Raw genomic sequence first — 26254 nt, 5'->3', positions numbered from 1 at the left:
CCTATCCTGTATGCCTGGTCGATACCGAAATATGGTGGCAAGCTCAAGTCGTTTGCGGCGTATAGTGAACCGATGGAGGCTGGTATGGACGACATGATTGACAGCCGTATCGACACTTATCGGCAGGCGTTGGTGGACATTGGCGTTGCTCTGCGGCGGGATTGCGGCTCTGCCTACGCGCGCGGATTTCTGGAGGATGTGAAAACCTCGGAAGCCGTGATTGCTCGAATACTTTTGCCAGGCGCAGTCCGCCCATGCTGTGAACTTCAGTGCGGCGATCTGGTAGAACCCGTATCGGTCGGCGACCCGAGCATACAGTAAGCATTTTCAGGAGTGGCTCAGGTGTATGAATGATTCGAACAGCGAATGTCTCTTCGAACGCCGCACCAACACCCATCAACAAATGCTGGTTGATGTCGGTGTAGTGCTGCGCCGCTCACTCAGCTGTGAATACACCAGAGAGTTCCTGGAAAGCGTCAGGATTCCTGAAGGCGTTATCGCACGCGTTTTGGCGAAGGCCGATGTGCGCCCGGGAACACACATCAAGTCTCGCATCGGCTGAGATCGAGCGCGGAAAGCAGCGCAGTATTGCCTGGAACGTCGTCAATCTGGATGACTGGTTTGATCAGCGTCTCTCACTCACGCAAAACGGCCGCCTGGGCGACCGTTGTTGTTTGATGCGGGAATCCTCAGCCGACCACGAAGCGCTTCGACGGTCCGCTGCCCACCGTCTGCCCGCTGGAACCATACACCCCGCCGGCTTCGGCGCCGGCCGGCATGCGCAGGGCGTTGAGCACGCCCTGGTTGTGGGCCAGCTGCTTGTTGATCAGCATGCCGTTGACGCGGTTGAGTTCCTTGGCCTGGCGGGCGAGCTCTAACAGTTGTTCCCATTGGCTGCGCGCTTCGGCGGTGCCGCCGACAGCCAGCCACGGTTCCATGCCCGCTTCCGATCCTTCGCAGCCGGCAGCAAGCAGCGCCGCGTGGCGTTCGGCCGACAGCTCGGCCAGCGCCTGCAACAGCGCATTCTTGCGTGGAGTAAGTTCCGCCAGCCCATCGGCGTCCGCTGCGACCAGCAGCGTTTGTTCCTGCTTCATCAGCTCCAGCAGGGAGATGACGTGTTGCTGTTCAGTGGCGAGGGTCGAGATTGGGCTGGTGGGCATGAAAAATTATCGCTTGCGTGAATGGAGCAAGTCGCGCACGGTGTCGAGCAGGCCGTCGGCGACTTTCTCGGAATTGACCTGGAACTGGCCATCGGCGATGGCCATCTTGATGCGTTCAACTTTCTTGGTGTCGAACACCTGGTTGTTGCCGCCGACCGCAGCCGCCATGGCCTGGCCCTGCGAGGACAGGCGTACGCTATCGGTCGCCGCCGGCGTGGCTGCGGTGGTCGCGGCCTTGTCGGTACGGGTGTTGTTGGCCGGCGTCGTCGCCGGCTGAAGGCCTGGGTTGCCCTTGATGGTATCGTTGATTTTCACAGCATCATCCTTCTCTGTTCGGAGCGGAAACTCCGGTATCTGCATCCGGTAACGGCGCGGATTTCACAAACTTTAGTGCAGAAAAGGCCATTGAATGAAATTAGGCGCCGTCGCTGGCTGCAGCCTCAGATAGCGATTTCGATAACGCCGCCGCTACGCGCGGTGCCGCTCACCACGGTGCCGGACTGGGTGCGCGCCTGCGCCACCTGGCCTTCGCCGGCATTGCCGAGCGCGCGCGCTTCGGCGGACACCGAGAAATTCGCGCCTTTCGAGACCAGCCGCACTGCCTGGCCTTGCTGGACCACGGGTTTGCTTTTCAGCGTATCGAGCCGCAATGGCGTTCCCGCCTGCAGCGAGGCGGTCGGCGTACGGCCGATCGCCTGGGCCATGTCGGTGATGATGCCGTTCGGCATCGCCGCAATATCGCCCTTCATCATGACGAGCTGGCTGGCGTCGATTGCCTGGCCCTGGGCCAGCGGCACGGCCGCGGCAACGTAATCGGCCACCACGTTCACGCTCGCCTGAATATACACCGTCCATGCCGCCGGCGCGGTGCAACGCACGCCCACCGTTGTTTTCCCCCACGCCCGCGCGCCCGGCTGCTGGAAGGCTTCCGGCGCCGGGCAAGCGGCCAGGCTGGTGCGCGGGTCGACGTTGCCGACCTTGACGCTCACCTGGCCCGGCAGGCCGGCGGTCTGGGTCTGCAGGTATTGTTCCACCACCGCGCGCAGGGCAGGGAGGTTCTGGCGCGCGGCGACAGGCTGTTGCGCGGAGGCGAATGGCGCGATCAGCAGGAGCAGGGCAGCGATGTGGTGTTTCATGAAAGGCTAACTCCGGTAAGAGGATGTCCGTAGGGTGGGCAGGTTTCCTGCCCACGCGTTCAAATCACGTATGCATTTACGCGCCGCGGCAAATCACCCCGGCGTTGAACGCGTGGGCAGAATCTGCCCACCCTACGATCCGCGGCAACGCAAGCGTTACCTCGAATGCTGCCATTTTAGGCAGCATGATTCCATGGCGAAACTTTGAATAGCCGGGGTTTGCCGTCCTTTCTCCATCGATTGGTGTTTGTTGCCCGTCCGTATGATCGGTGCTGTCCCAATAAGTCCCAGCCCGGAGGCAGCATGATCGGCAAAGTCGACCAGTACCTGAGTTTCAACGAGAAGGCCCTGTCCCTGCGCGCCCAGCGCCAGGAGCTGCTGGCCTCGAACATCGCCAACGCCGACACGCCCAACTACAAGGCGCGGGACATCGATTTCACCGCCGCGCTGCAGGGTGCGCTGGCGGCCAAGGGCGCTTCCGGCCCGATGGCGACCACCGCCCGGAACCACATCGGCCAGGGCAAGCCGACCGGCGACATGCTCTCGAACGGCACCCCGGTGATGTACCGCGGCGTGGTGCAGGGCGCGGTCGACGGCAACACGGTCGACATGGACGTGGAGCGCAACCAGTTTGCCGACAACGCGCTGCGCTACGAAGCCGGCATCACGATGATCAACAGCCAGATCAAGGGCCTGCTCGCGGCCATCCAGGGCCAGTAAGGAGTAACTCATGTCGCTATTCAATATCTTCAACGTTTCCGGTTCGGCCATGAGCGCCCAGGCGCAGCGCCTGAACACCGTGGCCAGCAACCTGGCCAATGCCGACAGCGCCACCAGCGCCAACGGCGAAGCCTACCGCGCCAAGGCCGTCGTGTTCGAGGCGGTGCCGCAGCAGTCCGGCGCCACCGGGGTGCGGGTGCGCGAAGTGGTCGAGGACCCGTCGCCGCTCAAGCAGGTCTACGACCCCAAGCACCCGATGGCCGACGAGAAGGGCTATGTGGCGATGCCGAACGTGAACGTGGTCGACGAGATGGTCAACATGCTGTCGGCCTCGCGCTCCTACCAGACCAATGTCGAGACCATGAATGCGGCCAAGACCATGCTGCTCAAGACCCTGACCCTCGGCCAGTAACACCAGACACCAATACACCATGACCACCATCGCCAACAACAGCCCGGCCGCCAACATCACTGACCTGATGTCGACCATGAACGCCAAGAAGAAGGTCGAGACCGACAGCGTCCAGGCCGACACCGACAAGTTCATGACCCTGCTGGTCACCCAGCTGAAGAACCAGGATCCGCTGAACCCGCTCGACAACGCACAGATCACCAGCCAGCTGGCCCAGCTGTCCACCGTCACCGGCGTCAACAAATTGAATACCACCCTGGAATCGCTGAAGACCAGCTACCAGTCGGCCGAGGCGATGCAGGCGACCAACCTGATCGGCCACGGCGTGCTGGTCGAGGGCAACAAGGTCCAGCTGCAGTCGGGCAAGGCCATCCTCGGCGTCGAGCTCGGCAGCGCGGCCGACAAGGTGCAGGTGGTGATCACCGATCCGGTCACCGGCAAGGATGTCCAGGCCATCGATCTCGGCCCCCAGGCCGCCGGCGTGCTGCCGCTGGCCTGGGACGGTGTACCCGACCCGAAAAACCTCGATGCCGCCGGCAAGCCGGTGACGCTGCCCAACGGCAACTACAGTTTCCGCGTCGTTGCTACCCGCGGCGGCGAGGCCCTGACCGATGCAAAAGGGCTGTCCTTCGACAGCGTCGCGAGCGTGACCACCAGCGGCAAGGACGGCATCAAGCTGAACCTTCCGGTGAAGGGTTCCGTCAGCATGGCCGATATCAAACAAATCCTGTAAGCCAGCCGCTTACCAACCTATTAGGAGTACACCATGTCTTTCCAACAAGGCCTGAGCGGCTTGAACGGCGCTGCCAAATCCCTCGACGTCATCGGTAACAATATCGCCAACGCGAGCACAGTCGGTTTCAAGGGTTCGACCACCCGGTTCGCCGACGTCTACGCCAGCTCGCTCAACGGTTCGGGCGGCGTCACCGCCGGTATCGGCGTGAAGGTGGCGGGCATTGCGCAGCAGTTCACCCAGGGTAACGTCGAAGCCTCGAACAACCCGCTCGACATCGCCATCAACGGCGCCGGTTTCTTCCGCACCGAAACCTCGGGCCTGGTCCAGTACAGCCGCAACGGCCAGTTCGACCTCGACAAGAACGGCTTCATGGTCAACGCGCAAGGTGCCAAGCTGACCGGCTACGGCCTGAATGCCAACGGCCAGCTCTCGGCAGGCGCCCCGGCGCCGCTGCAGATCGACACCGCCGACCTGCAGCCGGTCAAGACCTCGGAAGTCAAGATGGAACTGAACCTGGACTCGCGTAGCCAGGCCCCGGCCAATTCGCCCTTCAACGCGGACGACCCGACCACCTACAACAAGCAGACCCCGATGAGCGTGTACGACACGCTGGGCAATCCGCACGTACTGTCGACCTATTACGCACGCAATGCCACCGGCGGCTGGGACGTGTACGCCGCCAACGACGGCACCGAAGTGACCAACCTGGCAGTTGCCGGCGCGGCCCAGGGTACCGGCGGCGCCTTCACCGCGGTGAACACCGCCCGCGCCAACTGGGAAGCCGCCACCAAGGCCGTGCCGCCGGTGCCGGCCACCATCGCTGCCGCCCTGAACAGCTACGCCACTGCGGCCTCGGCCATGGTGTCGGCCGCTGCCGGCACCGCCGGCGGCACCGCTGCCAACCAGACCGCGATCACCACTGCCGCGACCAATGCCGCACTGGTGCCGGGCACCACGCCGGCGGAAGTCGACGAAGCCATGGCGAAGGCCGTCGACGTGCCGCCGAAGAGCATCGGCACCCTGGTGTTCGACACGAATGGCGGCCTGAACAAGGTTACCTCGACCAGCGCCGGCAAGATGACCGCGAGCCTGCCGGTGTTCCCGGCCACCGGCGCCGAAGCGATCATGACGATGACGATCGACTACGACGGCACCACCCAGTACGGCACCGCCACCAGCGAAAAGAAAATCGTGCAGGATGGCTATGCCGCCGGCAACCTGCAGCGCTTCACCACCGGCCAGGACGGCATCATCCTGGGCCAGTACAGCAACGGCCAGACCAAGCCGCTGGGCCAGGTGGTGCTGGCGAACTTCACCAACCCGAATGGCCTCGAGCCGCTCGGCAATAATGCCTGGGCCGAGTCGGCCAACTCGGGCGTGCCGCTGATGGGCACCCCGAACTCGGGCAGCATGGGCGTGCTGCAGTCGTCGGCCGTCGAGAGCTCGAACGTCGACCTGACCGCCGAGCTGGTCAACATGATCACCGCGCAGCGCGTGTACCAGGCCAATGCGCAGACGATCAAGACGCAGGATTCGGTGTTGCAGACCTTGGTGAATTTGCGTTAATGCCAGCGTGATTTGACCGCGTGGGCGTTTGTAATTCCGGGCATTGCCCGAAATTACCCCGCCCACCCTACCAAAAACGAAAACCGGTCGATGGCCGCATCGGCAAAAAAGCCACGAACCCGTAGGGTGGGCAGGTCTCCTGCCCACGCGGTCAGCAAGAATTCGAATAGTCGCAACGAGGAAAATATACGATGGATCGCCTGATCTACACCGCCGGCAGCGGCGCCAAGCACATCCTGGAAAAGCAGGCCACGACCTCGAACAACCTGGCCAACGTGAACACCACGGGCTTCCGGGCCCAGATGGACGTGTTCCGTGCGGTGCCGGTGCAAGGCGAAGGCTTGCCGACGCGCGCCTTCGTGGTCAATTCGACACCGGGCGCCGATTTCTCCTCGGGCGCGCTGCAGGTCACCGGGCGCGACCTCGACGTCGCCGTCAAGGGCGAAGGCTGGCTGGCGGTGCAGATGGCCGACGGCACCGAAGCGTATACCCGCAACGGTTCGCTGCAGACCAGCGCCAATGGCCTGCTCACCACCGCCAACGGCGCCACCATCGCCGGCGAGGGCGGCCCGATCACGATCCCGCCTGACGTCATCGTGACGGTGGGCGGCGACGGCACCATCTCGACCGTCTCCACCACCGACCAGCCGGCAGCCGCCAACATCCTCGGCCGCCTGAAGCTGGTCAATCCGCCAACGGGCAACATGGTGCGCGGCGACGACGGCCTGTTCCGCCTGAAGGACGGTTCCGCCGCCCAGGCCGACCCGGCGGTACGCGTGGCCGGCGGCGCGCTGGAAGGCAGCAATGTCAGCGCGGTCGATTCGATGGTCGACATGATCGCATTGGCACGTTCCTTCGATACCCAAATGAGCCTGTTGAAGAACGCCGAGAATAACGCCGCGAAAGCCACCCAGATCCTCGCTTTGAATTGATAGTTGCTGCAGCATAATTCTCCTGTACGTGGCGGACCGTGTCCGCTGCACTTAGGAGAATTCCATGATCCGATCGCTGTTTATTGCCAAGACCGGCCTCGAAGCGCAGCAGACCAACCTCGACGTCATCACCAACAACCTCGCCAACGTCAGCACGAACGGCTTCAAGCGTTCCCGTGCGGTGTTCGAGGACCTGCTGTACCAGAACGTGCGCCAGCCAGGTGCGCAATCGTCGCAGCAGACGAATTTGCCTTCGGGCCTGCAGATCGGTACCGGTGTGCGCACCGTCGCTACCGAGCGCATCTTCACCCAGGGTAATCCCCAGCTGACCGGCAATTCGAAGGACGTCATGGTCAACGGCTCCGGTTTCTTCCCGGTGCTGCTGCCGGACGGCACCCAGGCCTATACCCGCGACGGCTCCTTCCAGACCGATGCCAACGGCCAGCTGGTCACTTCCAGCGGCTTCGTCGTCCAGCCTGCCATCACCATCCCGGCCAATGCCGAATCGATCACCGTCGGCCGCGATGGCACCGTGTCGGTGAAGCTGCCGGGCACCGCGGCCCCGACCCAGGTCGGCTCGCTGCAACTGGCCACCTTCATCAACCCGGCCGGACTGGAATCGCGCGGCGAGAACCTGTACGTCGAGACCGGCGCTTCGGGCAACCCGAACCTGAACGTCCCGGGCACCAACGGTTCCGGCGTGCTGATGCAGGGCTATGTCGAATCCTCCAACGTCAACGTGGTCGAGGAAATGGTCAACATGATCCAGACCCAGCGCGCCTACGAGATCAACAGCAAGGCGATCACCACGTCCGACCAGATGCTGCAGAAACTGTCGCAGTTATGATCATGAGCTCTAAATTCGCTTCTCTCTTTATCCTTGCTGGTTTGCTGGCGCTGGCCGGCTGCTCGACCACCCCGAGCAGCATCGTGCAGGGCCCGACCTCGAGCCGCCCGATGCTGGTGCAGACCGCGCCCGCCAACGACGGCGCCATCTACAACGCGGGCAGCTACCGCCCGATGTTCGAAGACCGCCGCGCGCGCCATATCGGCGACCTGCTGACGGTGAACATTTCCGAGCGCACCTCGGCCGGCAAGTCCGGCGCCAGCACCGGCAGCAAGTCGGGCAGCGCAGGTTTCTCGATCCCGGGCCCGCTACAAGCCAAGCTCGGCACCGGCGTGGCGCTGGAAGGCGCGAACAAGTTTGCCGATGCCGACACCCAGAGCGCGTCGAACAACTTCAGCGGCACGCTGGGCGTGACCGTCACCGAAGTGCTGCCGAACGGTAACCTGATCGTCGCCGGCGAGAAGCAGGTCGCCATGAACAAGGGCGTCGAGTACATCCGCTTCTCGGGCATGGTCGCTCCGGACACCATCCAGCCGGGCAACATGGTCTCGTCGACCCTGGTCGCCGACGCGCGCGTCGAATACCGCACCAACAGCCGCGTCGACCGCGCCGAGGTGAGCAACATGTTCTCGCGCTTCTTCCAGTCGATGCTGCCGTTCTGAGGATATGCAGATGAAAATCACCTCGATCGCCATGCTGTGCGCCGCCTTGCTGGGCGCCGCTCCACTGGCCCAGGCCGAGCGCCTGAAAGACCTCGCCAGCATCGCCGGCGTGCGCCAGAACCAGTTGTCCGGCTACGGCATCGTCGTGGGCCTGGACGGCACCGGCGACCAGACCAGCCAGACCCCGTTCACCGTGCAGTCGATCCAGGCCATGCTGCAGCAGAAGGGCGTGAACCTGCCGCCGGGCACCCAGCTGCAGCTGAAAAACGTCGCGGCCGTCATGGTCACGACCTCGCTGCCGGCCTTTGCCCAGCCGGGCCAGACCATCGACATCACCGTGTCGTCGATCGGTAACGCGAAAAGCCTGCGCGGCGGTACGCTGCTCATGACCCCGCTGCACGGCGCCGATGGCCAGGTGTATGCCATGGGCCAGGGCAATGTGCTGGTCGGCGGCGTCGGCGCCCAGTCGGGCGGTGCGCAGGTGCAGGTGAATCACCTGTCGGTGGGCAAGATCTCCGCCGGCGCGACGGTCGAACGCGCCGTCGCCTCGACCCTCGGCGCGGACAACCAGATCCGCCTCGAGCTGAAGGAAACCGATTTCTCGACCGCCGCCCGCGTGACCGAAGCGATCAACGACCAGTTCGGCGCGGGCATTGCCACGGCGCTGGACGGCCGCGTGATCCGCGTACGCACCCCGTCCTCCAGCGACCAGCGCGTGGCCTTCATCGGCCAGCTGGAAAGCATCGACATCGCCCGCGCCAAGGATGCGGCCAAGGTGATCATGAATGCGCGCACCGGCTCGGTGGTGATGAACCAGGCCGTGATGCTGGACAACTGCGCGATCTCGCACGGCAACCTGACCGTGACGGTCGGCGCGGACACCAACGTGAGCCAGCCGGCCCCGCGCTCGCGCGGCGCCACCGTGGTGACCCAGTCGAACTCGGTCGACGTCAAGAAAGACCCGGGCCGCGTATTGATGGTCAAGGGCGGCGCCTCGCTGGCCGAAGTGGTGAAAGCCATGAATTCGATCGGCACCACCCCGCAAGACCTGCTGGCCATCCTGCAGGCCCTGAAGGCCGCCGGCTCGCTGCGCGCCGAACTCGAGATCATCTAAGAAAGCACTCATATGATCGGCTCTCCTTCCACTGACCTGACCAGCAAGTTCGCCCTCGACACCAAGGGCCTGGGCGATCTCAAGCAATCGGCCAAGGCCGGCTCGCCTGCCGCGCTGAAGGAGGCGGCTACCCAGTTCGAAGCCATGTTCATCAACATGATGATGAAGAGCATGCGCGACGCCACCCCGCAAGAGGGGATGATGGACAACCAGCAGTCCAAGATGTTCACCGGCATGCTCGACCAGCAGATGAGCCAGAACCTGGCCAAGCGCGGCGTCGGCCTGGCCGACATGCTCACCCGCCAGCTGACCTCGAACCAGATGGGCGCCCAGGCGCTGGCCATTGGCGCGGACGGCACGTCGGATACCGGGGCGGCCGGCAAGGCTGCCGCCGCCGCAACCGCGGTCGCGCCGCTGCAGGGCATGCCGCCGGGGAAGGATGCCGCCACCATCATGAAGACCGGCTTGAGCACCCCGGGCGCCGCGCCGCTGCCCCTGACCACCGCCACCGGCCGCGTGCAGACGCCACACGTGCGCGCCTTCCAGGAAAAGCTGCACGCCCATGCCGCCGAAGCCGAGCGCGCCACCGGCGTGCCGGCCAAGTTCATGCTGGGCCAGGCCGCGCTGGAAAGCGGCTGGGGCAAGCGCATGATCCGCAATGCGGACGGAACCAACAGCAACAACCTGTTCGGCATCAAGGCCGGCCCGGGCTGGAAGGGCAAGGTCGCCACCGCAGTCACCACCGAATACGTCAACGGCCGTCCGCAGCAGAAAGTAGAAAAGTTCCGCGCCTACGACACGCCGGCCGATTCGTTCAAGGACTACGCTAACATGCTGGCCAAGAACCCGCGCTACGAAAAAGTGCTGGCCAGCGGCGGCGACGCCTCGGCCTTCGCCCACGGCCTGCAGCGCGCCGGCTATGCGACCGATCCGAATTACGCCGCCAAGCTGACCCGCGTTATCAAGAATTCATTGGCTTAAACAGACTCAAGACCCGCCGCCGAACGAAATGACCACGAACCCCGTAGGGTGGGCAATTCGTAATTCAGGCCACTGGCCTGAATTACCTTGCCCACGCGGTGATAGTTCGCAGCAAGATCATCCGGCACGATAGCGGAGCCGATAGCGATCACCGCGTGGGCGGGAAAACCCGCCCACCCTACAGTTTTCTGAAAAGTTGCCGTAGATAAGATAGTCAGAGAAAGAAAGCAAACATGTCCGGTAACCTCCTCAGCATTGGCAAGAGCGGCCTGTTCGCCGCACAGGCGGGCCTGTCCACGACCGGCCACAACATCGCGAACGCCAACGTGGCCGGCTACAACCGCCAGACCGTGGTGCAGTCGACCGCCCCGATGATGGAGACCGGCGTCGGTTTCATCGGCACCGGCACCCAGATCGACCAGATCAAGCGCTACAGCGACGAATTCCTCAACACCCAGGTGCGCAACGCCCAGGCCAGCAAGAGCGGGCTGGACTCGTACTACAGCCAGATCAGCCAGATCGACAACATGCTGGCCGACCAGACCGCCGGCCTGTCGCCGTCGCTGCAGAGCTTCTTCAAGGGCGTGCAGGACATGGCCGCCAACCGCGGCTCGGTCCCGTCGCGCCAGTCGATGCTGTCCAGTGCCGACACCCTGGCCACGCGCTTCCAGGCCCTCGATAGCCGCCTCGGCGAGATCCGCGAAGGCATCAACAGCACGATCGAGAGCAGCATCACCACGATCAATTCCTATGCCAGCCAGATCGCCGACCTGAACGAGAAGATCGGCACCTTCGCCTCGGCCATGCAGCGCGCGCCGAACGACCTGCTCGACAAGCGCGACCAGCTGGTGATGGAACTGAACACGCAAGTAAAAGCCACCGTGCGCCCGGGCGACAACGGCAGCCTGACGGTGTCGATCGGCAGCGGCCAGCCGCTGGTCGTCGGCCAGCGCGCCTTCGAGCTGGCGGCCACCAAGTCGCCGACCGACCTGACCCGCCTCGAAGTCGGTTACGTGACCGGCAGCAAGGTCTCGGTACTGGGCGAGAACGCCCTGTCCGGCGGCACCCTGGGCGGCGCCCTGGAGTTCCGCAGCAAGACGCTGGACCCGGCGCAAAGCGCGCTGGGCAAGGTCGCGATCGGCCTGGCCTTCGAGTTCAACCAGCAGCACAAGCTGGGCCTGGACCAGAACGGCGCACCCGGCGGCGACTTCTTCAGCCTGGCGCCGGCCTATGTCGGCAAGAACATCAACAATGCGTCGACCAGCACCACCAAGGTCGAGGCGGTGGTGAGCAACCCGGCGGCCCTGGCGGACAGCGACTTCAAGGTCGAATTCGACGGTACCGATTACCAGGTGATCCGCCTGTCGGACAACCAGAAAACCGCCTACACCGGCGCCGGTGCGGCCCAGACCATCTACGGCGTCGATTTCAAGATCACCGGCACCGCGGCCAAAGAAGACAACTTCCTGGTGCGCCCGACCATCGGCGGCGCCGCCAATTTCAACGTGCTGGTCAAGGATGTGGCGGGCATTGCCGCGGCCGCGCCGATCGCCACCAGCGCACCGGTGGGCAATACCGGCACTGCCAAGATCAGCGAAGGCAAGGTCGACGCGAACTTCCTGGGCGGCGCCCCGGCGCTGCCGGTGACGCTCAGCTTCGACAAGGCGAGCGGCAACCTGACCGGCTTCCCGGCCGGGACCGTACGCGTGGTCGACAGCACCGGCGCCGCCAGCACGGTCCCCTCGGGCAGCGTGCAATTCAAGGCTGGTTCGACCTACACGTTTGGGGGCATCAGCGTGACCATGAGCGGTGCGCCGGGCGACGGCGACACCTTCAAGATTGCCAGCAACGGCGGCGGCATCGGCGACACCCGCAACATCGGCCTGCTGGGCGACCTGCAGACCAAGAACATCTTCAACAACGGCACCGCCACCCTGCAATCGTCCTACGCCCAACTGGTGAGCACGGTCGGCAACAAGACCCGCGAAGTGCAGGTGAATGGCCAGGCCGGCGAAGCCTTGCTGACCCAGGCCCAGGCCGCGGCCCAGGATGTCTCGGGCGTGAACCTGGACGAGGAAGCGACCAATTTGATCAAGTACCAGCAGGCCTACCAGGCCGCCGGCAAGGTGATGCAGATCGCCGGCAGCATCTTCGATACGCTGCTGTCGATCGGCCGTTGATCGAAACACCGCATCAGTCACAGAAAAAACACGAGGCACCCATGCGCATCAGTTCACTGTCCATCTACGGCAACGCGACCAGCCAGCTCAATTCGCTGCAGAGCGCGCTTGCGCGCACCCAGATGCAGCTCTCGACCGAGCGCCGCATTCTGACCCCGGCCGACGACCCGGTGGCCTCGGCGCGCGTGCTCGAAGTGAGCCAGACCAAGGAGATGAACCTCCAGTTCGCGACCAACCGCGCCAGCGCGCGCTCGTCGCTGACCACCGTCGAAGGCGCGCTGCAAAACGCCGGCAACCTGCTGCAGGACATCCAGGAGCTGGCTGTCACCGCCGGCAATGGCAGCATGCTGACCAAGGACCGCCAGCTGCTGGCGACGGAGCTGGAAGGGCGCCTGGCCGACTTGCTGGGCGTGGCCAATTCCACCGACGGCGCCGGCGGCTACCTGTTCTCCGGCTATATGGCCACCACCCAGCCGTTTACCACGACGCCCGGCGGCGCCGACTACAAGGGCGACCAGGGCCAGCGCCAGCTGCAGGTGGCCGCGTCGCGCCGCATGCCGCTGTCGGCTTCGGGCAGCGCAGTGTTCGAGAACAACCCGACCGGTAACGGCAACTTCCAGACCCAGGCCGCGGCCGCCAACACGGGCGCCGCCATCATTTCGTCAGGATCGGTGGTCGACCGCGTCCAGGCCGATGCCGGCCGCGACTACAAGCTGACCTTCGCCGTTACCGGTACGCCGGCGGTGACCACCTATAGCGTGGTCGACACCACCACCGGCACCGACGTCGCGGTACCGGGCATGACCGCGCAGGCCTACGAGGCCGGCAAGGCGATCACCTTCGGCGGCCTGAGTTTCGACATCAAGGGCCAGCCGGCCGACGGCGACAACTTCACCGCCAAACCGAGCGAAAAGCAGTCGGTCTTCACCACCGTGACCAACCTGATCGCGGCACTGCGCGCCCCGGCCGATGGCTCGGCCGGCAAGGCTGCGCTGACCAACAACATCGCTACCGCGCTGGACAACCTGAAGTCGTCGCACGACAACGTGCTGACCGTGCAGGCATCGGTGGGCGCGCACATGAAGGAACTCGACTACCTGGATAGCGCCGGCGACGACCTCGATATCCAGTACGCGGCCACGCTGTCGGACCTGCAGGACCTGGACATGGTCAAGGCCATTTCCGATTTCTCGCAGCAGCAGATGACGCTGCAGGCGGCGCAGATGTCGTTCAAGACAATGTCGGGGCTGTCGCTGTTTAACTACCTGTAAACGGCGGGGCAGGGCGCAAGGACAAAGAGCCGGCGCGAGCCGTAAAGTCAGTCAGTTAAGAAGAATTTGTAGGGTGGGCGGGTTTCCCGCCCACGCGGTGATAGTTACGGTTTGAACAGCCGCACGGGCTATAGCACCGTAGTTTGAACGCGTGGGCAAGGGACTTGCCCACCCTACGGGACCAGCGGCGCTTAAGTGATCCGCATTACGGCGCGAGCCGGCTCTTTTGCTTTGGTGGGCGCTTACCAGTGGACCGTGCTCACCCGCGGCTCGGCCGCGTCGCCAGTGCCACCACCGCAATGCCCGCGGCGATGATCAGCGCGTCTTCGATCAGCCCGCTCTTGGTCTGGCCGATACGCGCCATCGCTTGCTTGCGCGCGGCCAGCGTGCAATACGCGAGCGGCACGGCGGTGGCGACTGCAACTGCCGCTCCGGCCGTTTCCCGGCCGCGCGGCGCCAGCGCTGCGCCGGCGATGCCGGCGCTCATGACGCGCGCCAGCAGGCCCAGGAAGACGGTGCGGTCGGGCGCCGACTTCATCTTGTCGCCGTACAGTTCGCCGGCGCCCATGGCGAGCGCGCCATATTTAAAGAGGGGACGATCCAGCAGGAACAGCTCGCCCGAGGTGCGGCGGCCGGCCAGGCGGGCCGCCGCGAGGGTGGCCATGGGCGTCATCGAGCGCGCGCTGGCGACGGCGCCAATCAGGGCGGAGGAAAGCAGGCTGGGAGTATTCATTCTTCTTGATTCCTATGCGTGTGGACGTGGTTCGAACTGCCGGGGCAGGGGGCTCCGGCAGCGGAGGCCGGCCAGTCAATCGAGCGCGCTTCCTGCGCACGCGTTGGAGCGGCCTTTGCCTGTCAGGTTTGTTCAATTTTAAACACGCTGTTTACTGTCGTGTCGCCACCCACGCCACGAAGCAAGACGTCAGGCCCGGGCCACGCTGCCGCGCGATTCGGAAGCGCACCTTGACCATCCGCCAGTCGTTGCGGAATCTTGCATCGAATTGGCCAGGTTGACCGCATTGCAAGTGCTATAGTTTGCGCTACTCATCAATCAACGAGGAGCTGCGCATGGACGGTTCGATCTTGCTGTTGGCATCTGCCGCCGCGTTCGTGGGCTCGCATTTCATCCTGTCGCATCCCTTGCGCCGTCCCCTGGTTGCCGCCATGGGCGAAAAAGGCTTCCTGGCCCTGTATTCCGTGGTTGCCTTCGCTACCCTGGGTGGAATGGCCTCGGTCTACCCAAAGGCTCCGGAAACGGCCCCGTTATGGAATGTCGGCGATGGCCTGTGGGCGCTGGCCACTGTCCTGATGCTGGCCGCTTCCGTCATGCTGCTCGGATCGCTGATCCGCAACCCGGCCATGCCCGGCGCCAGCAATGCCGCCAGCGCAGAGGCGCGCGGCGTGTTCGGCATCACCCGGCATCCGATGATGTGGGCCTTCGCCATCTGGGGAATCGTGCACATCCTGGTGTATCCGGTGACGAAAAATATCATCGTGGCCGTGGCCATCATCGTGCTGTCGCTAGTCGGCGCCGCGCTCCAGGACCGCAAGAAGGCCGGGCTCGATCCGCAGGGGTGGACAGCGTGGGAAGGGCGCACGAGTTACTGGCCGTTTGCGGCCATCGCGCAGGGACGGGCGCGCTTCGGCGGCTTCGGGGCGCATGCGCTTGGCGGTGGGCTGGTGTTCTGGCTGCTGGCGACCTGGGCGCACATTCCGATGGCTGGGTGGGCGGCTGGCATCTGGCGCTGGCTGGTGTGAGGCGGCTTTTACTCGTCGCTCCCGCACACTCGCGAGACGCTGCCGGAATTGACTGCATGTCCGTTCCCAGCTGATAGAAAGCGAGGATTTCCCTTCGTTCGATACCGGTACCATGTTCTCCTTCATGTCGCCGACATGAGGCAGTCCAGAACGAGAACGTATGACGATCCCAACCCGCTTTCTCCGTATTTCCACTGGCATTGCATTCACCGCCCTGGTCGGCCTCGCGATGCCTGTCATCGCGTCCGCCCATGCCGTCGCGGGTTGCATGGTGCCTGCGGGGCTCGCGAGCTTATTTCAGCCCGGGAAACTGATCCTGATGGGCGAGGTGCACGGGACCGCCGAAACACCGGCCGCATTCGACGCCGCGGTGTGTAACGCACTCGAGCGTGGCCACGCAGTGTCGGTCGGACTGGAACTCGGCCCGGACCAGGTCGAACCGCTCGCCGGCTATCTCGCCTCGGATGGCGGCAAGCCTGCAGTCGCGAAGCTGCTGGATTCCCCGTTCTGGACGCGCGCCTTCCAGGACGGCCGCTCGAGTATGGCCATGCTCAGTCATTGAACAACTCCGCCTCGCAAAACAGCGCTCGCCAAACCTGAACGTCTTCGTGCTGGAGGAGGGTGTAGCAGCTGGGGCCGCGTTTGGCATGACGGGCGACGAGCGCATGGCGGCGCGCGTGCGCGCCGAGCGCAGGCGCCGTCCCGAGGCAATCGTGTTGACCCTGACTGGCAATGTTCATAACCGCCTGCAAGCAATGCCCCCGATGCCTGATGGGCGAAGGCTGCCGACTCCGATGGGCGTGCTGCTCTCGGACCTGTCGCCAGTCTCCGTTTTGGTGGCAACAACGAGCGGCACAGCATGGGTCTGCACGCCGGAGTGCGGCGTCACGGCATGGCCGGCACCTGGCACGGCGCCCGTAGGCTCGTTGCCTGCTTACCGCGAACAGCCGCAGGCGGCTGCCTATACCGGCGAATGGTGGCTTGGCCCGAGCACGGCGTCAGTGCCGGCGGTTCAAAGCGGCCGCTGACGGAGCGCATGCCGATGCTGGCTCCAAGTCGGGAAGAAGCGCTGCTGCGTGAGTCGGGATCCGTGGAGCCTGCGTTGTTCCATGCCGCTTTTTCTCGTTCCGCGGCTGGGTGAGGGGCTACGATGGGGCCTCAACTAGCAGGGGAGATCATCGCGATCCCCGGGCTTAGTTACCAGACCTCTCGTCAGACTTGACCCCGACCCTGTTCGGCAAGTAAGGCAGAGGTCGTGCCTGGATGTCAGACCTGACCCCGGTCTTTCCGTGACGATGGGGGAATGCCAGTTTGCGCCGCAATCTCAAGGGCATCATCCACCTTGATCCGAAGATACCGTACAGTGCTTTCAAGCTTAGTACGCCCAAGAAGCAGCTGAACCGCCCGAAGATTTTTCGTCCGCCTGTAGATCAACGTCGGCTTAGTCCGCCGCATTGAATGTGTGCCGTAGGCAGTGCAATCTAGACCAATTGAGTTTACTTTACCCATCTGGAAACGATGCGAGCGTACTGGCGAGTAGAGAGGTGAGGCACGGCTGAGACTCGACTTGGAAACAGGAACTGAGAAGGGTTCAGGCCCTGGTTGTCGATCCAGCCAAGGACAGACTGACGAGTTAGATCGGTGATTTCGAACTGTACAGGCCGCTGAGTCTTCTGTTGCATGACTATGGCGCGATGAGAAACATTTCTGCCCTGTGCGATGTCCTTTACCCGAAGGTTCACCAAGTCGCACCCGCGGAGCTTGCTGTCGATCGCCAGGTTGAACAGGGCAAGATCTCTTAAGCGTTCTGCTAGCTGTAACCGTATTCTAATTGCCCAAATTTCTCGTAGTTTGAGTGGCAGCTTTTGACCTACCAGCCGTCCTTTATTCCAGGGCACAAAAAGCTTTCCTTTGTCGATGCGCTCGTCCATGATTACTCCTTGGTGGTGGAAGCTGATTTTGCTCCAAGCATTGTGTCTCGCCCTCCTAAACGACACCATCGGCACTTCATAGCGATTTGAATTCCCAAGCGCATAGTAGAATCGAAGAAAGTACGTTCAACCCTCATCGAAAAGGAAACTTCAATGGCGAACATAGACCTGTCAAGCTACAACCTGAGCGAGCTGAAGGGCCTGCAGCACGACATCGAAAAAGAGATCAAGAGCCGCCAACAGGGTGACCTGGCCAAAGCACGGCAGCAGATTCTTTCGATTGCTCAAGAGGCCGGCTTATCTGTAGATGAGCTGCTTGCTACGGGTACGAAAAAGTCGAACAAAGGGAAAGGTCAAAAGGTGAAGGCGCAGTATCAAAATCCGGCGGACGACGCTCAAACTTGGTCCGGCCGTGGACGGCAGCCGAAGTGGATTGCCGAAGCCATCGCAGGCGGTAAGACGCTGGCTGACTTCCGCATCTAATCTCCGCACCTAAGTCCTACCAAGAACTTCTGACCGCCAGCGGTTCACGCGGCTACCCGGAGCGCTTGCTGCCAAATGAGCAGCAAACGGTCTTGGTAGGTCTGCTGCCGGCCAATAGCAGCCAGTCAAGATGAAAATATGGAACGCGACCTGCGACAGACGGGCCCGAACCGAGAAGGACCTAGGCTGTCGCTTTATGTCATTCGGCATGGTCGTACTGCATTCAATGTTGATGATCGCTGTCTACAAGCTTAACTGGTCGACCAAGCGGAAGCGAACAAGGGCCATGCCTTCGATATTCTTATGGTCCTTGTCGATGCCCTCAACTTGCTTCGAACGTTCCGGCGCCGCTTACCTTGGCCCCTGGAACTCGCGATGAAGAAAGGCTTTGGAGAAATCCGCTGCAAGTTCTGCCAGACCTGGCAGCGGTCCCAGGTGCAGCACTACGACGAGGAAAGTTTCTTGGCGATCGCGCCCGGAACAGAAGGGCAGGAATGCATCAACTTCTGGTGCCAGCAGTGGATTCCGGCGGATAACGACAACTTTCGCTGGCGCACGGTAAAAGTGATGGGGCCGAAGAAGCTCTGAGGCTGTTTGCCGCACGGCTGGCCATGCCTTCATCACTATTGGCTCGTTCACCGGCGTCGCGTGGCTAGATGACGCCTAATCTATCGGGCCGCCGGACGGCCTTCGGGCGCCGCCGAGCTAACACCTCGCAAACAATCCGTATCCAGGCTGTAAAGTACGACTGCTAACTTATATCTGGTCTCTTACTGGGAAAACCCGATCTTCGTTTGATTTCCGGTCATGCTTCTTACGTCGGTTATTAGATGAGTTGATCAACGTATTGCCGCAAAATAGTCGCCCTGAAACAGGGCATATTGCGCTGACTTAAAAATCACCGTTTGTCATACATTCAGGCAGACATAAATTTCAATTAGAGACGCATAATCTCAATGCGAGGCGATAATCTGCAATAACAATTTATCGATGAGCTTCATGTCCACAGGCTTGATGAAGTGATAATCAAAGCCAGATGCTGTGGATTGTTTCTTATCTTGCTCGCTGCCCCAGCCAGTAAGCGCGACTAACGTTACGTCAGCCAACTCTGCATTGTTGCGGATAGCGTTTGCAACTTCATATCCGTTCAGACCCGGCATTCCGATGTCAAGAAAGGCAATATCTGGATGAAGCTCGCGAATCATTTTTACTGCTGCGTGGCCATTATGGGCAATCTCGATATCGTGTCCTAAAACCTGTAACAGCATCGAAAAAATCTCGGCCGCGTCGATGTTGTCGTCAGCAACCAATATCCGTAGTTTCTTGGGCTCGATTAGTACCGGTAGCGTCTCAGTCTGCAGTAGTGTCGCCATCGGTGCATCGATCATCGTCAGACGGATCACAAAGGTACTGCCGCCGCCTTCGCCTGGACTTGTTGCAAATGTCGTTCCCCCGTGTAGCTCGACGAGCTGTCTAACCAAGGACAGTCCAATGCCAAGCCCACCTTGAGACCGCTCGATGTCCTGCCCAACCTGACGGAACATGTCGAACACGCCTCCGATCGACTGCGGTGCAATACCGATGCCGTTGTCGGTCACCGAAATGATTACTTCGTGTTGATGACAACTGACGTCGAGCGAGATCTCGCCTCCCGACGGCGTGTACTTGGCGGCATTGTTCAGCAAATTACTGATGACTTGGGAGATGCGCTCCGGATCGACATAAACAGGCATCGATTCAGTAGGAACCTTGATCGAAAAACTATGGTTCGAGGAGTTAATCAACGGCATGCTCGTCTCGACGGCGATCTGCACCAAGTCGCTAATTTCAGCACGGCGCTTCCTGAGTTCGACTTTTCCGCTGGTTATACGGGCGACATCAAGCAGGTCATTGACGAGCCGAACCATCTGATTCACCTGCCGGTCCAGCATGGTGCGTACTTTATCCAATACGTCAGCATTTCCGGGCTGGGTACGAATAAGTTGCAGCCCGTGTTGTATCGGTGCAAGCGGATTACGTAATTCGTGGGCAAGAACGGCTAGAAACTCTGTTTTCCGGCGGTCAACCTCAGACAGGTTGGCTGCAAGGCGTCGTAACTCTTCCTCACGCTCCCTACCACTGGTGATATCGGCCACCGTGCCGATGATGCGCAACGGGTCGCCGTCCAGGTCCGGCTGCAGATTACCAAAAAATTCCACCCAGCGCAGCTCTTGGTTCGTGCGTCGAATTCTTCCCGTGAAATGCAGGCGCGCGCCGGTCTCAATCGTATTTGTGACGGCATGCCCAAACTCGGCAATGTGGTCCGGATGAACGAACCTGGTCAAAAACTCGCGCGCTGTCACTGCAGGCTCGCGTTTATCAAGGCCAAATATTTCATAGGGCCGGTCGTTTTCCCAAACGACCTCATCGGTGCTGGGAAGCCATGCCCACAAGCCGAGTTCGGCCGACTCAGTTGCAAGCCGCACGCGCTCTTCATTGTCGCGAAGAATCGCTTCCCCGCTTTTTCGGTCATGAATGTCAGTGTGAACGCCGATCCATTCGATAATGGTGTTGTCATGCCCCTTGATCGGCATGGCACGCATGCTCATGTGACGGAACTGGCCATCGGCTCGACGCAGCCGGTGTTCGCCCTCGAACAGACCGCCGGTACTGACTGCCTGGTCCCACAAGACGGCTGTCTCCTGCCGATCGTCAGGGTGCACGGCATCGAGCCAGCCAAGACCTTTCATTGCCTCGAAAAGCTGGCCCGTGAACGAGGACCAGCCAGGTTGCTCTTCATCGAATTGGCCCGATCCAGGCATACCCCAGACGATTGCAGCTGTTGCAGTCACGAGCGAGCGGAACCTCGCTTCGCTCACACGCACCTTTTCCATTGCAAAGCGCGCTTCTGTGATGTCGCGTGACACGGAAAGGATTCTGTTGACCCGCCCATCGGCGCTGATAATCGGTGACACCGTTACATCCCACCAGCGTGGCGAGCCTTTGGCAGTCGGACATGCCAGATTCAGGCTGTAGTTGCGCCCACTGCGGGCGGCTACGATCGCCGCTTCAATGGCGTGGCGGTTCTCTTCGGTCCAAAGGGTTGGCCACATGGCCCCGCGCACGGACTTGAAGTCATCGATCTCCATGGCACATATGCCATTACGATTCATCGCGAGTATGTGACCGTCGGCGTCCAGCAGCTTGATGCAGTCTGGACTGCCCTCGAAAACACCCTTACCTAATTCTGCTAGATCGATCACGTCAATATCGATCTGACTCAATGAAGAAAAACCTGAAATATCGTCGATGATGAACTCCTATTGGTTGCTGCAATTCCGATTTGTCGGGAAGCAGCCATACCCAGCCGGCATTTGCACGTTAATTGATGCGCAACTTGCGAGGCTAGTACGAAGAAAAACCGGGCCGAGAACGGCCGAGCGCTCATCACTTGATGTGACGAGCGTAAAAAATCGAAAGATAGGCGGGCCGAAGTGCCCTGGCAGAGTGCCAGTAGTATTGCTAATGAAGTGAGGCTAGAACTTTCCTGCCGGAACGTTAGAGTGGTAGCTTGAAAATCACGAGACGAAAATTCAGTATGACATCATTTCCAACAATCAGGAGACTATTACTTAACTTACATGCAAGAAACGTTATATTTATTGACCAAGTCGAGCCTGTCAGTGGGTCCGTGAAGCGTTGCGGCGGTCCTGCCAACCTACAGTGCGAGGACTTTCGAAAGTGCTTCGAGATCAATCGGGTTGACGAAATGATGATATTTAGCTCGGCAAACGCAACGTCGGATCCGTGTTCCGATCCGTCTGCTTTGGGTCGAAACCAGACCGTCAGTGATCGACTGCGCGGCCGACAGCGACCGTTCGCGAATTCTGACCTTGATATCGGTCTCATCTATGGGCTAACTGCCGTCGACTTGGCGCTTGTGTTTCCGGGCCATCGTATCGACGAGCGGCAGAAACTAGCTGCAAACGAACCTACATGTAACCGCGCCGGCCTGCATTCCATTGCCGCGAACCAGCATTATCTGCCACTGACTGGTAGCCCGACAAGATCGGCCCGCTGCACGCAATACGCGGTCGCCATCTGACTCGCTTCGATGTCGGTGAATGCTCCTGGGGTGCGGTTGGCCTGCTTCAGCAGGCCAACGTGGGACTCCCGCTTACGGCCGCTATCTGCGATACGCCTTCCCGTACTTTTCGCCGAGTTTGCCTTTTGCCCAGTCAGCCATCAGATCGTAAAAGCCCGGAGTAATTCGAGTATGCTTGCGCGAAAAATCGGCCGCTTGCTCGTAATTCCACATGCCGTGATCGGTATCGGGGAATATATACATTGAGATGTCCTGACCTTCTTTACGCAAATTCGAGAGCCGCTCAACGGTCAGCGCAATAGGGGCTTGCCGGTCTTCATCTGCCAATGCCCACATGTGCGGCACATCGACCTTTTTTAAGACCTGCATGGGATTTTGCGACCAGTCGACACCCAGCTTATCTAATTGCGGTACGCCATTTTTGCGCAGATCATCCACGGACATACTCAAGTACACGCCGGTGTACCCACCCTTTACAAGAGAAAACCAAGCTTCTTTTCCGAATTTATTCTGGAAATCTGCAAGTTCGTCCAGACCCTCTTTGTATCCAGATTTCACCAATCTTCGCGTTATATCCGTCGCCGCCTTGGCCTTGGCAAGGATATCGTCGCCATAGCCGCGATCCCGCAGTTCCTTCGTGACTTGAGCAGCATCTTGTTCTGCGATGTCAACGACCAAGCCGAAGCCGATGCCGAGAAACTCTGCCTTGGCACTCACCGCCGCGAGCGGGGCGATCCATCCACCTTGGCTCAAGCCGAGCAGTCCGAAACGACCGAAGCGGCCCTGCGCCAGCCGTTTGGCTTCGCGCGACGCCGCTACCAGGTCATCGGACAGGCGTGGAAAATTCTGCGTATACTCTCCCTCGGAAAGCCCAGTGCCGCGCTTATCATAGACGAATACCGACACGCCCCGTCCCACCATTTGGTAAGGATCGCCCGCGCGATCAATCCAGCCGTCATCTTCGGAACCATGCGCGTAGACGACCAGAGGCGTGTCCTTTCCCGCGCCCGGGAGTTCCATCAAGCGGCCGGCGAGCGTGACGCCGTTAGACTCAAATCGTGTATTCGATTCGACAACGGCAACTCTCGGCCAGGTCTCCTTTGCGCCAACGAGAACCGCACCTTGCCCACACTTGATCAGCGCATTGGCGTGCTGCGTGTTGCCGACAATCCCGTCGCTAAAAGTATAGTTAAATCCACTTTCTGCTCTTGTAACAGCGACGAATGTTGCCTTATTGATTTGGAAAATACCCGTCTCACAAGGAGCTGGTCTAAAGGGGTTACCCGCAATGCGTGCCTGTTCGAGCAATGCATTAGCATGAATGGATGCGCCAGTCACCTTGGCTTCTGACAGTTTCTTAGTATCCTGGGCGAAGGAGACAGAACCTGCCAGCAGCAATGCGGCTAATAGGGCGGATGCCGGTGATTTCATGGGTTCTCCAGGATGAATGATTGTCAAGAATGTTATGCGATAACGTCGTTGCCAATCCAATCAATCCGATGAAGAGGGGAATTTTATGGCTCAAACCAAGAATTCCGGTACTAGCCGCTGTGTGAGGATGAGCGAAGACAGTTCCCGGCTGTTTGTCTTCTACGGAAGTTCGCCTAACGTCAGCGCGTCCTAGGTCTGCTTTGGGTCGGTTCCGGTCGGTCGTAATCGTTCGAGAGTCCTCCGCTTCGGCTACCTGTTATGCTGTGTCGAACGGCCGAGTTCGGCCAAAAGCGGACCTCACTTGATCTATTTTGTTTTTGCCTCTAGTCCAGGAGGAGCTCGTAAGTCAACCAACATCACTTCCGCCTGGCGGTAATAGAGAGTGCAGGCCGTTTCGCGAAATCGCTATCGCTAGAAATGAGGCGCGTAGCTTAATTGTCCTTAATAGGCGCTTAGGCGGTGTCGAGTCTGCTGATAGCTTATGGTCCAAGCGGAACTAGAGTAAATTCACTTTTGTTGAAGTTCAATCCAGTTCCCATGTAATTTTTCCAAACTTTGGGTTCTTGATCTGCACCTGGTTGGCGGACCGCATGTTTATCCGAAAATGGTAGGCGGGATAGAATTTGCACGCTAGACTACGAAATTCTCACGCTTGGCGGTGCGCTGTTGGCGGAATTGCTGCGCGCTATTGCGCGCGAATACTGTTGGACGAATCACCTCGTCAGCGCCACGCCTGCCCCACCGGGGAAATGATGAGGCACGGCACTGACGGCTCACAATCACCGTTCAAAAAAAATAAAAACAGTTTCGAAGGAACAGCAAGCACCATGGAAATCACGAATCAAAAGACAAGCGTACGAGTAATGCTCCACGCGGGGTTACTACCACTACCTTGGTTTATCCTATGGCTTTCGGCAGCTGGCCTCGCTCAGCCTGGGTACAGCGCGCTAGCCCAGCATGGGAGCGAGCTTCTGGCAAGCGGCGAAATCTCAAGTGTTTTTATGCGGGTAGCAGCTATGGGCTCTGGTATCGGCTTCATTCTGTTTGGTTTTGCCGTTGGAAAATTGTCTCGCCAAAAATTATCGCTGGCCGCGATGACTTGGATTATATTCGGCCTCTCCATGGTATCAAACGGCATTTGGCCTATGGGGACGCCGATGCATGGACTATATGCAGCCGGGGTAATTAATCTGATTGCACCAGCAATCTCCCATATGGAACTAGAGAGCTGGCTTGACCAACCCTGGCACCGTCAGATCACCGCGTTGTCAAGTTTGGCGGGCGTCGTCTACCTTTGGCTCAACTTGACTGGCAATGACCCTGAGTCACTTCGAGGATTTACACAGCGAGCTTTTTTCTCACTTTTCGCACTTTGGACTTTTTTTATCTCGCTTTCGATTTTGCGCAAAAGCCGGGTGCTGGTTTAAGCAACGCCCGTTATGGGTCGTATCCAGTCCTTCGTGACAGACCGCGATTTTCCGCCCTGGCGACAGGCTATGCTGAGCTGAACGGCCGCCTTCGGCCCGACGCTAACGTTCGCAACAGGGCGATCGTCTTCCGGGTTAGGGGCCGCTGCTTTTGACAACTGCGCAATAACAAAAAAGTAATTTGCCTGCTCGACGGATTTGACTAAGCCTTTCTGATATGAAACCTTCTACCCGCTGTTCACTTGTGGGAATCGCAGCACTCGCGGCTCTAAGCCTGGTCCATTTCGCGCGCCGGTTCGAGCCTGATCCAGGGACCGTTGCCTACCTACTAGGCGTGCTTCCTAATGTTACAGCCGCGATCGCGATCCCGTTTATCGCTCTGAGCATCTGGTTGGACCAGCGCCCCGCTGCGACGTACCTGGCGGCGCGGCAGGTGTTTATGTGGCTCGTGCTCGCGACTGCGGCCGCCCTGATTGGTTGGGAAATGATGCAGCGGACGAGTCGCACATTGATTTACGATCCCCACGATATTGGCGGCACGTTCGTTGGCCTGGTCGTCGCGGTATTCTTGTTCCATTTGACAATGAAAACTCGCGCGCGCTGAGTAGAGAACGGCCGTAAATGGCCGACTGCAGCCGTCTAGTGCATGGCAGGTTTCTACCCAAAGCAGACCTTCGGCATCGATTAGGCATGCGGTAAGTCCTCGTAAGATTTGGGCATGTAATACCAAATTCTAAGGACGTCGCCGCGTACCTCAAATTCGAAACCGATCTGTTCAACGACCTTCGAAATTTCGTCAGTATGGTCGATTTTTGAAGGTGTAAGCTGTCTGCCTTTTGCAGGGACTCCCTGGTTCGGATTCGGGCATAGCAACGACCCGAGGTAGGCGCTTAAACTTACTATGCTTACAGCTGAAACAGAGCGACTTACGGATTACCGTTATTATCAAACGCATCGAGCGTTAGCGCATGCCACCCCTATTCAATCTATTCAGAAAATGACTCCATCATAGGACACATATTACGCAAGAGAAATTTTATTTGATATGTAAAACCTCTTCACATCAAAATATGCGTTCAGCATAATATTTTTACAATCCATTACAATGCTCTGGATGAAAAATGGTAGGTTTAGGCAAAGCAATCGACTTTACACGTTTATTCAAATATTAAGCTATGGGGAGTGCCCTAGTTGTCCGAACGCCGCGTGCGCAAGTGTATGGCTAGCCGCTAGTCATACCGCTTAACGACGCGATCTTGGCTGTCAAAGGCCTGTGACGCTCAGCTCGTAAGCGTCCCGAAAAGCTACTTGCCAATCGAGCTTTGCTGCATTGGTAAGGAATCGTAGCAGGGATTGCGTGTTTCGGCGTGGCGGCACGAACGGCTTGGCTGATGGCGCCAGGTCTTGGAGCGAAGCCCTAGTT

Annotated in this window: 26 protein-coding genes and 1 pseudogene; 19 read left to right on the top strand and 8 right to left on the bottom strand. The window is 60.3% G+C overall.

From position 1 onward, the window contains the following. Positions 1-84 precede the first annotated feature (84 nt). Together HGB41_RS06500 and HGB41_RS06495 are read left to right on the top strand one after the other, a co-directional pair. Positions 85-321 (top strand): hypothetical protein, encoded by a 237-nt coding sequence (locus HGB41_RS06500; RefSeq protein ID WP_171082405.1) that lies wholly within the window; start codon positions 85-87, stop codon positions 319-321. A 25-nt stretch (positions 322-346) separates the two neighbouring features. Further along, entirely contained in the window at positions 347-562 is a 216-nt protein-coding gene (locus HGB41_RS06495) for a hypothetical protein (protein WP_171082403.1), read from the top strand. Positions 563-689: 127 nt separating this feature from the next. Here the strand turns inward: HGB41_RS06495 and HGB41_RS06490 are convergent, their stop codons facing one another. The 3 genes from HGB41_RS06490 to flgA form a co-directional block, all read right to left on the bottom strand. Next, positions 690-1160: a flagella synthesis protein FlgN gene (locus HGB41_RS06490; protein WP_171082401.1), complete on the bottom strand. Its 471-nt coding sequence runs from the start codon at positions 1158-1160 to the stop codon at positions 690-692. Positions 1161-1166: 6 nt separating this feature from the next. Continuing rightward, entirely contained in the window at positions 1167-1475 is a 309-nt protein-coding gene (gene flgM / locus HGB41_RS06485; RefSeq protein WP_171082398.1) for a flagellar biosynthesis anti-sigma factor FlgM, read from the bottom strand. Between the two features lie 125 nt (positions 1476-1600). Then, positions 1601-2296, bottom strand: coding sequence for a flagellar basal body P-ring formation chaperone FlgA (gene flgA / locus HGB41_RS06480; protein WP_171082396.1), 696 nt, complete (start codon positions 2294-2296; stop codon positions 1601-1603). Positions 2297-2599: 303 nt separating this feature from the next. Between flgA and flgB the strand changes: the two genes are divergently transcribed. From flgB to flgL, 11 genes are all read left to right on the top strand, one after another. Further along, entirely contained in the window at positions 2600-3016 is a 417-nt protein-coding gene (gene flgB / locus HGB41_RS06475; RefSeq protein ID WP_171082394.1) for a flagellar basal body rod protein FlgB, read from the top strand. Between the two features lie 10 nt (positions 3017-3026). Continuing rightward, positions 3027-3428 carry a flagellar basal body rod protein FlgC gene (gene flgC / locus HGB41_RS06470; protein ID WP_171082392.1) on the top strand — a complete coding sequence of 134 codons (402 nt, stop codon included), beginning with the start codon at positions 3027-3029 and terminating at the stop codon, positions 3426-3428. A 19-nt stretch (positions 3429-3447) separates the two neighbouring features. Then, positions 3448-4161: a flagellar hook assembly protein FlgD gene (locus tag HGB41_RS06465; RefSeq protein ID WP_171082390.1), complete on the top strand. Its 714-nt coding sequence runs from the start codon at positions 3448-3450 to the stop codon at positions 4159-4161. 33 nt (positions 4162-4194) lie between these two features. After that, positions 4195-5730, top strand: a complete 1536-nt coding sequence (locus HGB41_RS06460; RefSeq protein ID WP_171082388.1) for a flagellar hook protein FlgE — start codon at positions 4195-4197, stop codon at positions 5728-5730. Between the two features lie 191 nt (positions 5731-5921). Further along, positions 5922-6662, top strand: a complete 741-nt coding sequence (gene flgF / locus HGB41_RS06455; protein ID WP_171082386.1) for a flagellar basal-body rod protein FlgF — start codon at positions 5922-5924, stop codon at positions 6660-6662. Positions 6663-6726: 64 nt separating this feature from the next. Further along, a complete protein-coding gene (gene flgG, locus HGB41_RS06450; protein WP_171082384.1) occupies positions 6727-7509 on the top strand; it encodes a flagellar basal-body rod protein FlgG in 783 nt (260 codons plus the stop codon). A 2-nt stretch (positions 7510-7511) separates the two neighbouring features. Continuing rightward, the gene (locus tag HGB41_RS06445) at positions 7512-8171 is read left to right on the top strand and encodes a flagellar basal body L-ring protein FlgH (RefSeq protein WP_371868467.1); all 660 of its coding nucleotides are present in this window, start codon (positions 7512-7514) and stop codon (positions 8169-8171) included. A 10-nt stretch (positions 8172-8181) separates the two neighbouring features. Continuing rightward, positions 8182-9285 carry a flagellar basal body P-ring protein FlgI gene (locus tag HGB41_RS06440; RefSeq protein ID WP_229422855.1) on the top strand — a complete coding sequence of 368 codons (1104 nt, stop codon included), beginning with the start codon at positions 8182-8184 and terminating at the stop codon, positions 9283-9285. Between the two features lie 12 nt (positions 9286-9297). Further along, entirely contained in the window at positions 9298-10266 is a 969-nt protein-coding gene (gene flgJ, locus HGB41_RS06435) for a flagellar assembly peptidoglycan hydrolase FlgJ (protein ID WP_171082378.1), read from the top strand. Positions 10267-10499: 233 nt separating this feature from the next. Then, a complete protein-coding gene (flgK, locus tag HGB41_RS06430; protein ID WP_171082376.1) occupies positions 10500-12446 on the top strand; it encodes a flagellar hook-associated protein FlgK in 1947 nt (648 codons plus the stop codon). A 41-nt stretch (positions 12447-12487) separates the two neighbouring features. Beyond that, the gene (gene flgL / locus HGB41_RS06425; RefSeq protein ID WP_171082374.1) at positions 12488-13717 is read left to right on the top strand and encodes a flagellar hook-associated protein FlgL; all 1230 of its coding nucleotides are present in this window, start codon (positions 12488-12490) and stop codon (positions 13715-13717) included. 259 nt (positions 13718-13976) lie between these two features. Here flgL and HGB41_RS06420 read toward each other — a convergent pair whose 3' ends face one another. Next, a complete protein-coding gene (locus HGB41_RS06420) occupies positions 13977-14450 on the bottom strand; it encodes a hypothetical protein (protein ID WP_171082372.1) in 474 nt (157 codons plus the stop codon). 335 nt (positions 14451-14785) lie between these two features. Between HGB41_RS06420 and HGB41_RS06415 the strand changes: the two genes are divergently transcribed. Together HGB41_RS06415 and HGB41_RS06410 are read left to right on the top strand one after the other, a co-directional pair. Beyond that, complete coding sequence (locus HGB41_RS06415) at positions 14786-15475, top strand: NnrU family protein (RefSeq protein WP_171082369.1); 690 nt, start codon at positions 14786-14788, stop codon at positions 15473-15475. A gap of 160 nt (positions 15476-15635) precedes the next feature. Then, positions 15636-16037: a hypothetical protein gene (locus tag HGB41_RS06410; protein ID WP_171082367.1), complete on the top strand. Its 402-nt coding sequence runs from the start codon at positions 15636-15638 to the stop codon at positions 16035-16037. A 704-nt stretch (positions 16038-16741) separates the two neighbouring features. On the opposite strand, the pseudogene HGB41_RS06405 reads toward HGB41_RS06410, so the two are convergent. Then, positions 16742-17406, bottom strand: a pseudogene (locus tag HGB41_RS06405) (tyrosine-type recombinase/integrase). Positions 17407-17559: 153 nt separating this feature from the next. On the opposite strand from HGB41_RS06405, the gene HGB41_RS06400 reads away from it, so the two are divergent. After that, the gene (locus tag HGB41_RS06400; RefSeq protein WP_171082366.1) at positions 17560-17889 is read left to right on the top strand and encodes an H-NS histone family protein; all 330 of its coding nucleotides are present in this window, start codon (positions 17560-17562) and stop codon (positions 17887-17889) included. Positions 17890-18264: 375 nt separating this feature from the next. After that, positions 18265-18477: a hypothetical protein gene (locus tag HGB41_RS06395; protein ID WP_171082364.1), complete on the top strand. Its 213-nt coding sequence runs from the start codon at positions 18265-18267 to the stop codon at positions 18475-18477. A gap of 365 nt (positions 18478-18842) precedes the next feature. On the opposite strand, the gene HGB41_RS06390 is transcribed toward HGB41_RS06395, so the two are convergent. Together HGB41_RS06390 and HGB41_RS06385 are read right to left on the bottom strand one after the other, a co-directional pair. Next, positions 18843-21152 (bottom strand): PAS domain-containing protein, encoded by a 2310-nt coding sequence (locus HGB41_RS06390; protein ID WP_171082362.1) that lies wholly within the window; start codon positions 21150-21152, stop codon positions 18843-18845. 902 nt (positions 21153-22054) lie between these two features. After that, positions 22055-23404: an alpha/beta hydrolase family protein gene (locus tag HGB41_RS06385; RefSeq protein ID WP_171082360.1), complete on the bottom strand. Its 1350-nt coding sequence runs from the start codon at positions 23402-23404 to the stop codon at positions 22055-22057. Between the two features lie 704 nt (positions 23405-24108). Between HGB41_RS06385 and HGB41_RS06380 the strand changes: the two genes are divergently transcribed. Both HGB41_RS06380 and HGB41_RS06375 read left to right on the top strand, forming a co-directional pair. Next, positions 24109-24831 (top strand): DUF998 domain-containing protein, encoded by a 723-nt coding sequence (locus HGB41_RS06380; protein ID WP_212760862.1) that lies wholly within the window; start codon positions 24109-24111, stop codon positions 24829-24831. A 217-nt stretch (positions 24832-25048) separates the two neighbouring features. Then, positions 25049-25435 carry a hypothetical protein gene (locus tag HGB41_RS06375; RefSeq protein WP_171082358.1) on the top strand — a complete coding sequence of 129 codons (387 nt, stop codon included), beginning with the start codon at positions 25049-25051 and terminating at the stop codon, positions 25433-25435. 80 nt (positions 25436-25515) lie between these two features. On the opposite strand, the gene HGB41_RS23950 is transcribed toward HGB41_RS06375, so the two are convergent. Further along, positions 25516-25704, bottom strand: a complete 189-nt coding sequence (locus tag HGB41_RS23950; protein ID WP_371868465.1) for a DUF6678 family protein — start codon at positions 25702-25704, stop codon at positions 25516-25518. Between the last annotated feature and the right edge of the window lie 550 nt (positions 25705-26254).

The sequence above is a fragment of the Telluria aromaticivorans genome (genome assembly GCF_013003915.1).
Classification (GTDB): domain Bacteria; phylum Pseudomonadota; class Gammaproteobacteria; order Burkholderiales; family Burkholderiaceae_D; genus Telluria; species Telluria aromaticivorans.
Note: the sequence above shows the minus strand (reverse complement) of the source record. Positions and strands in the feature narration are given on the sequence as shown.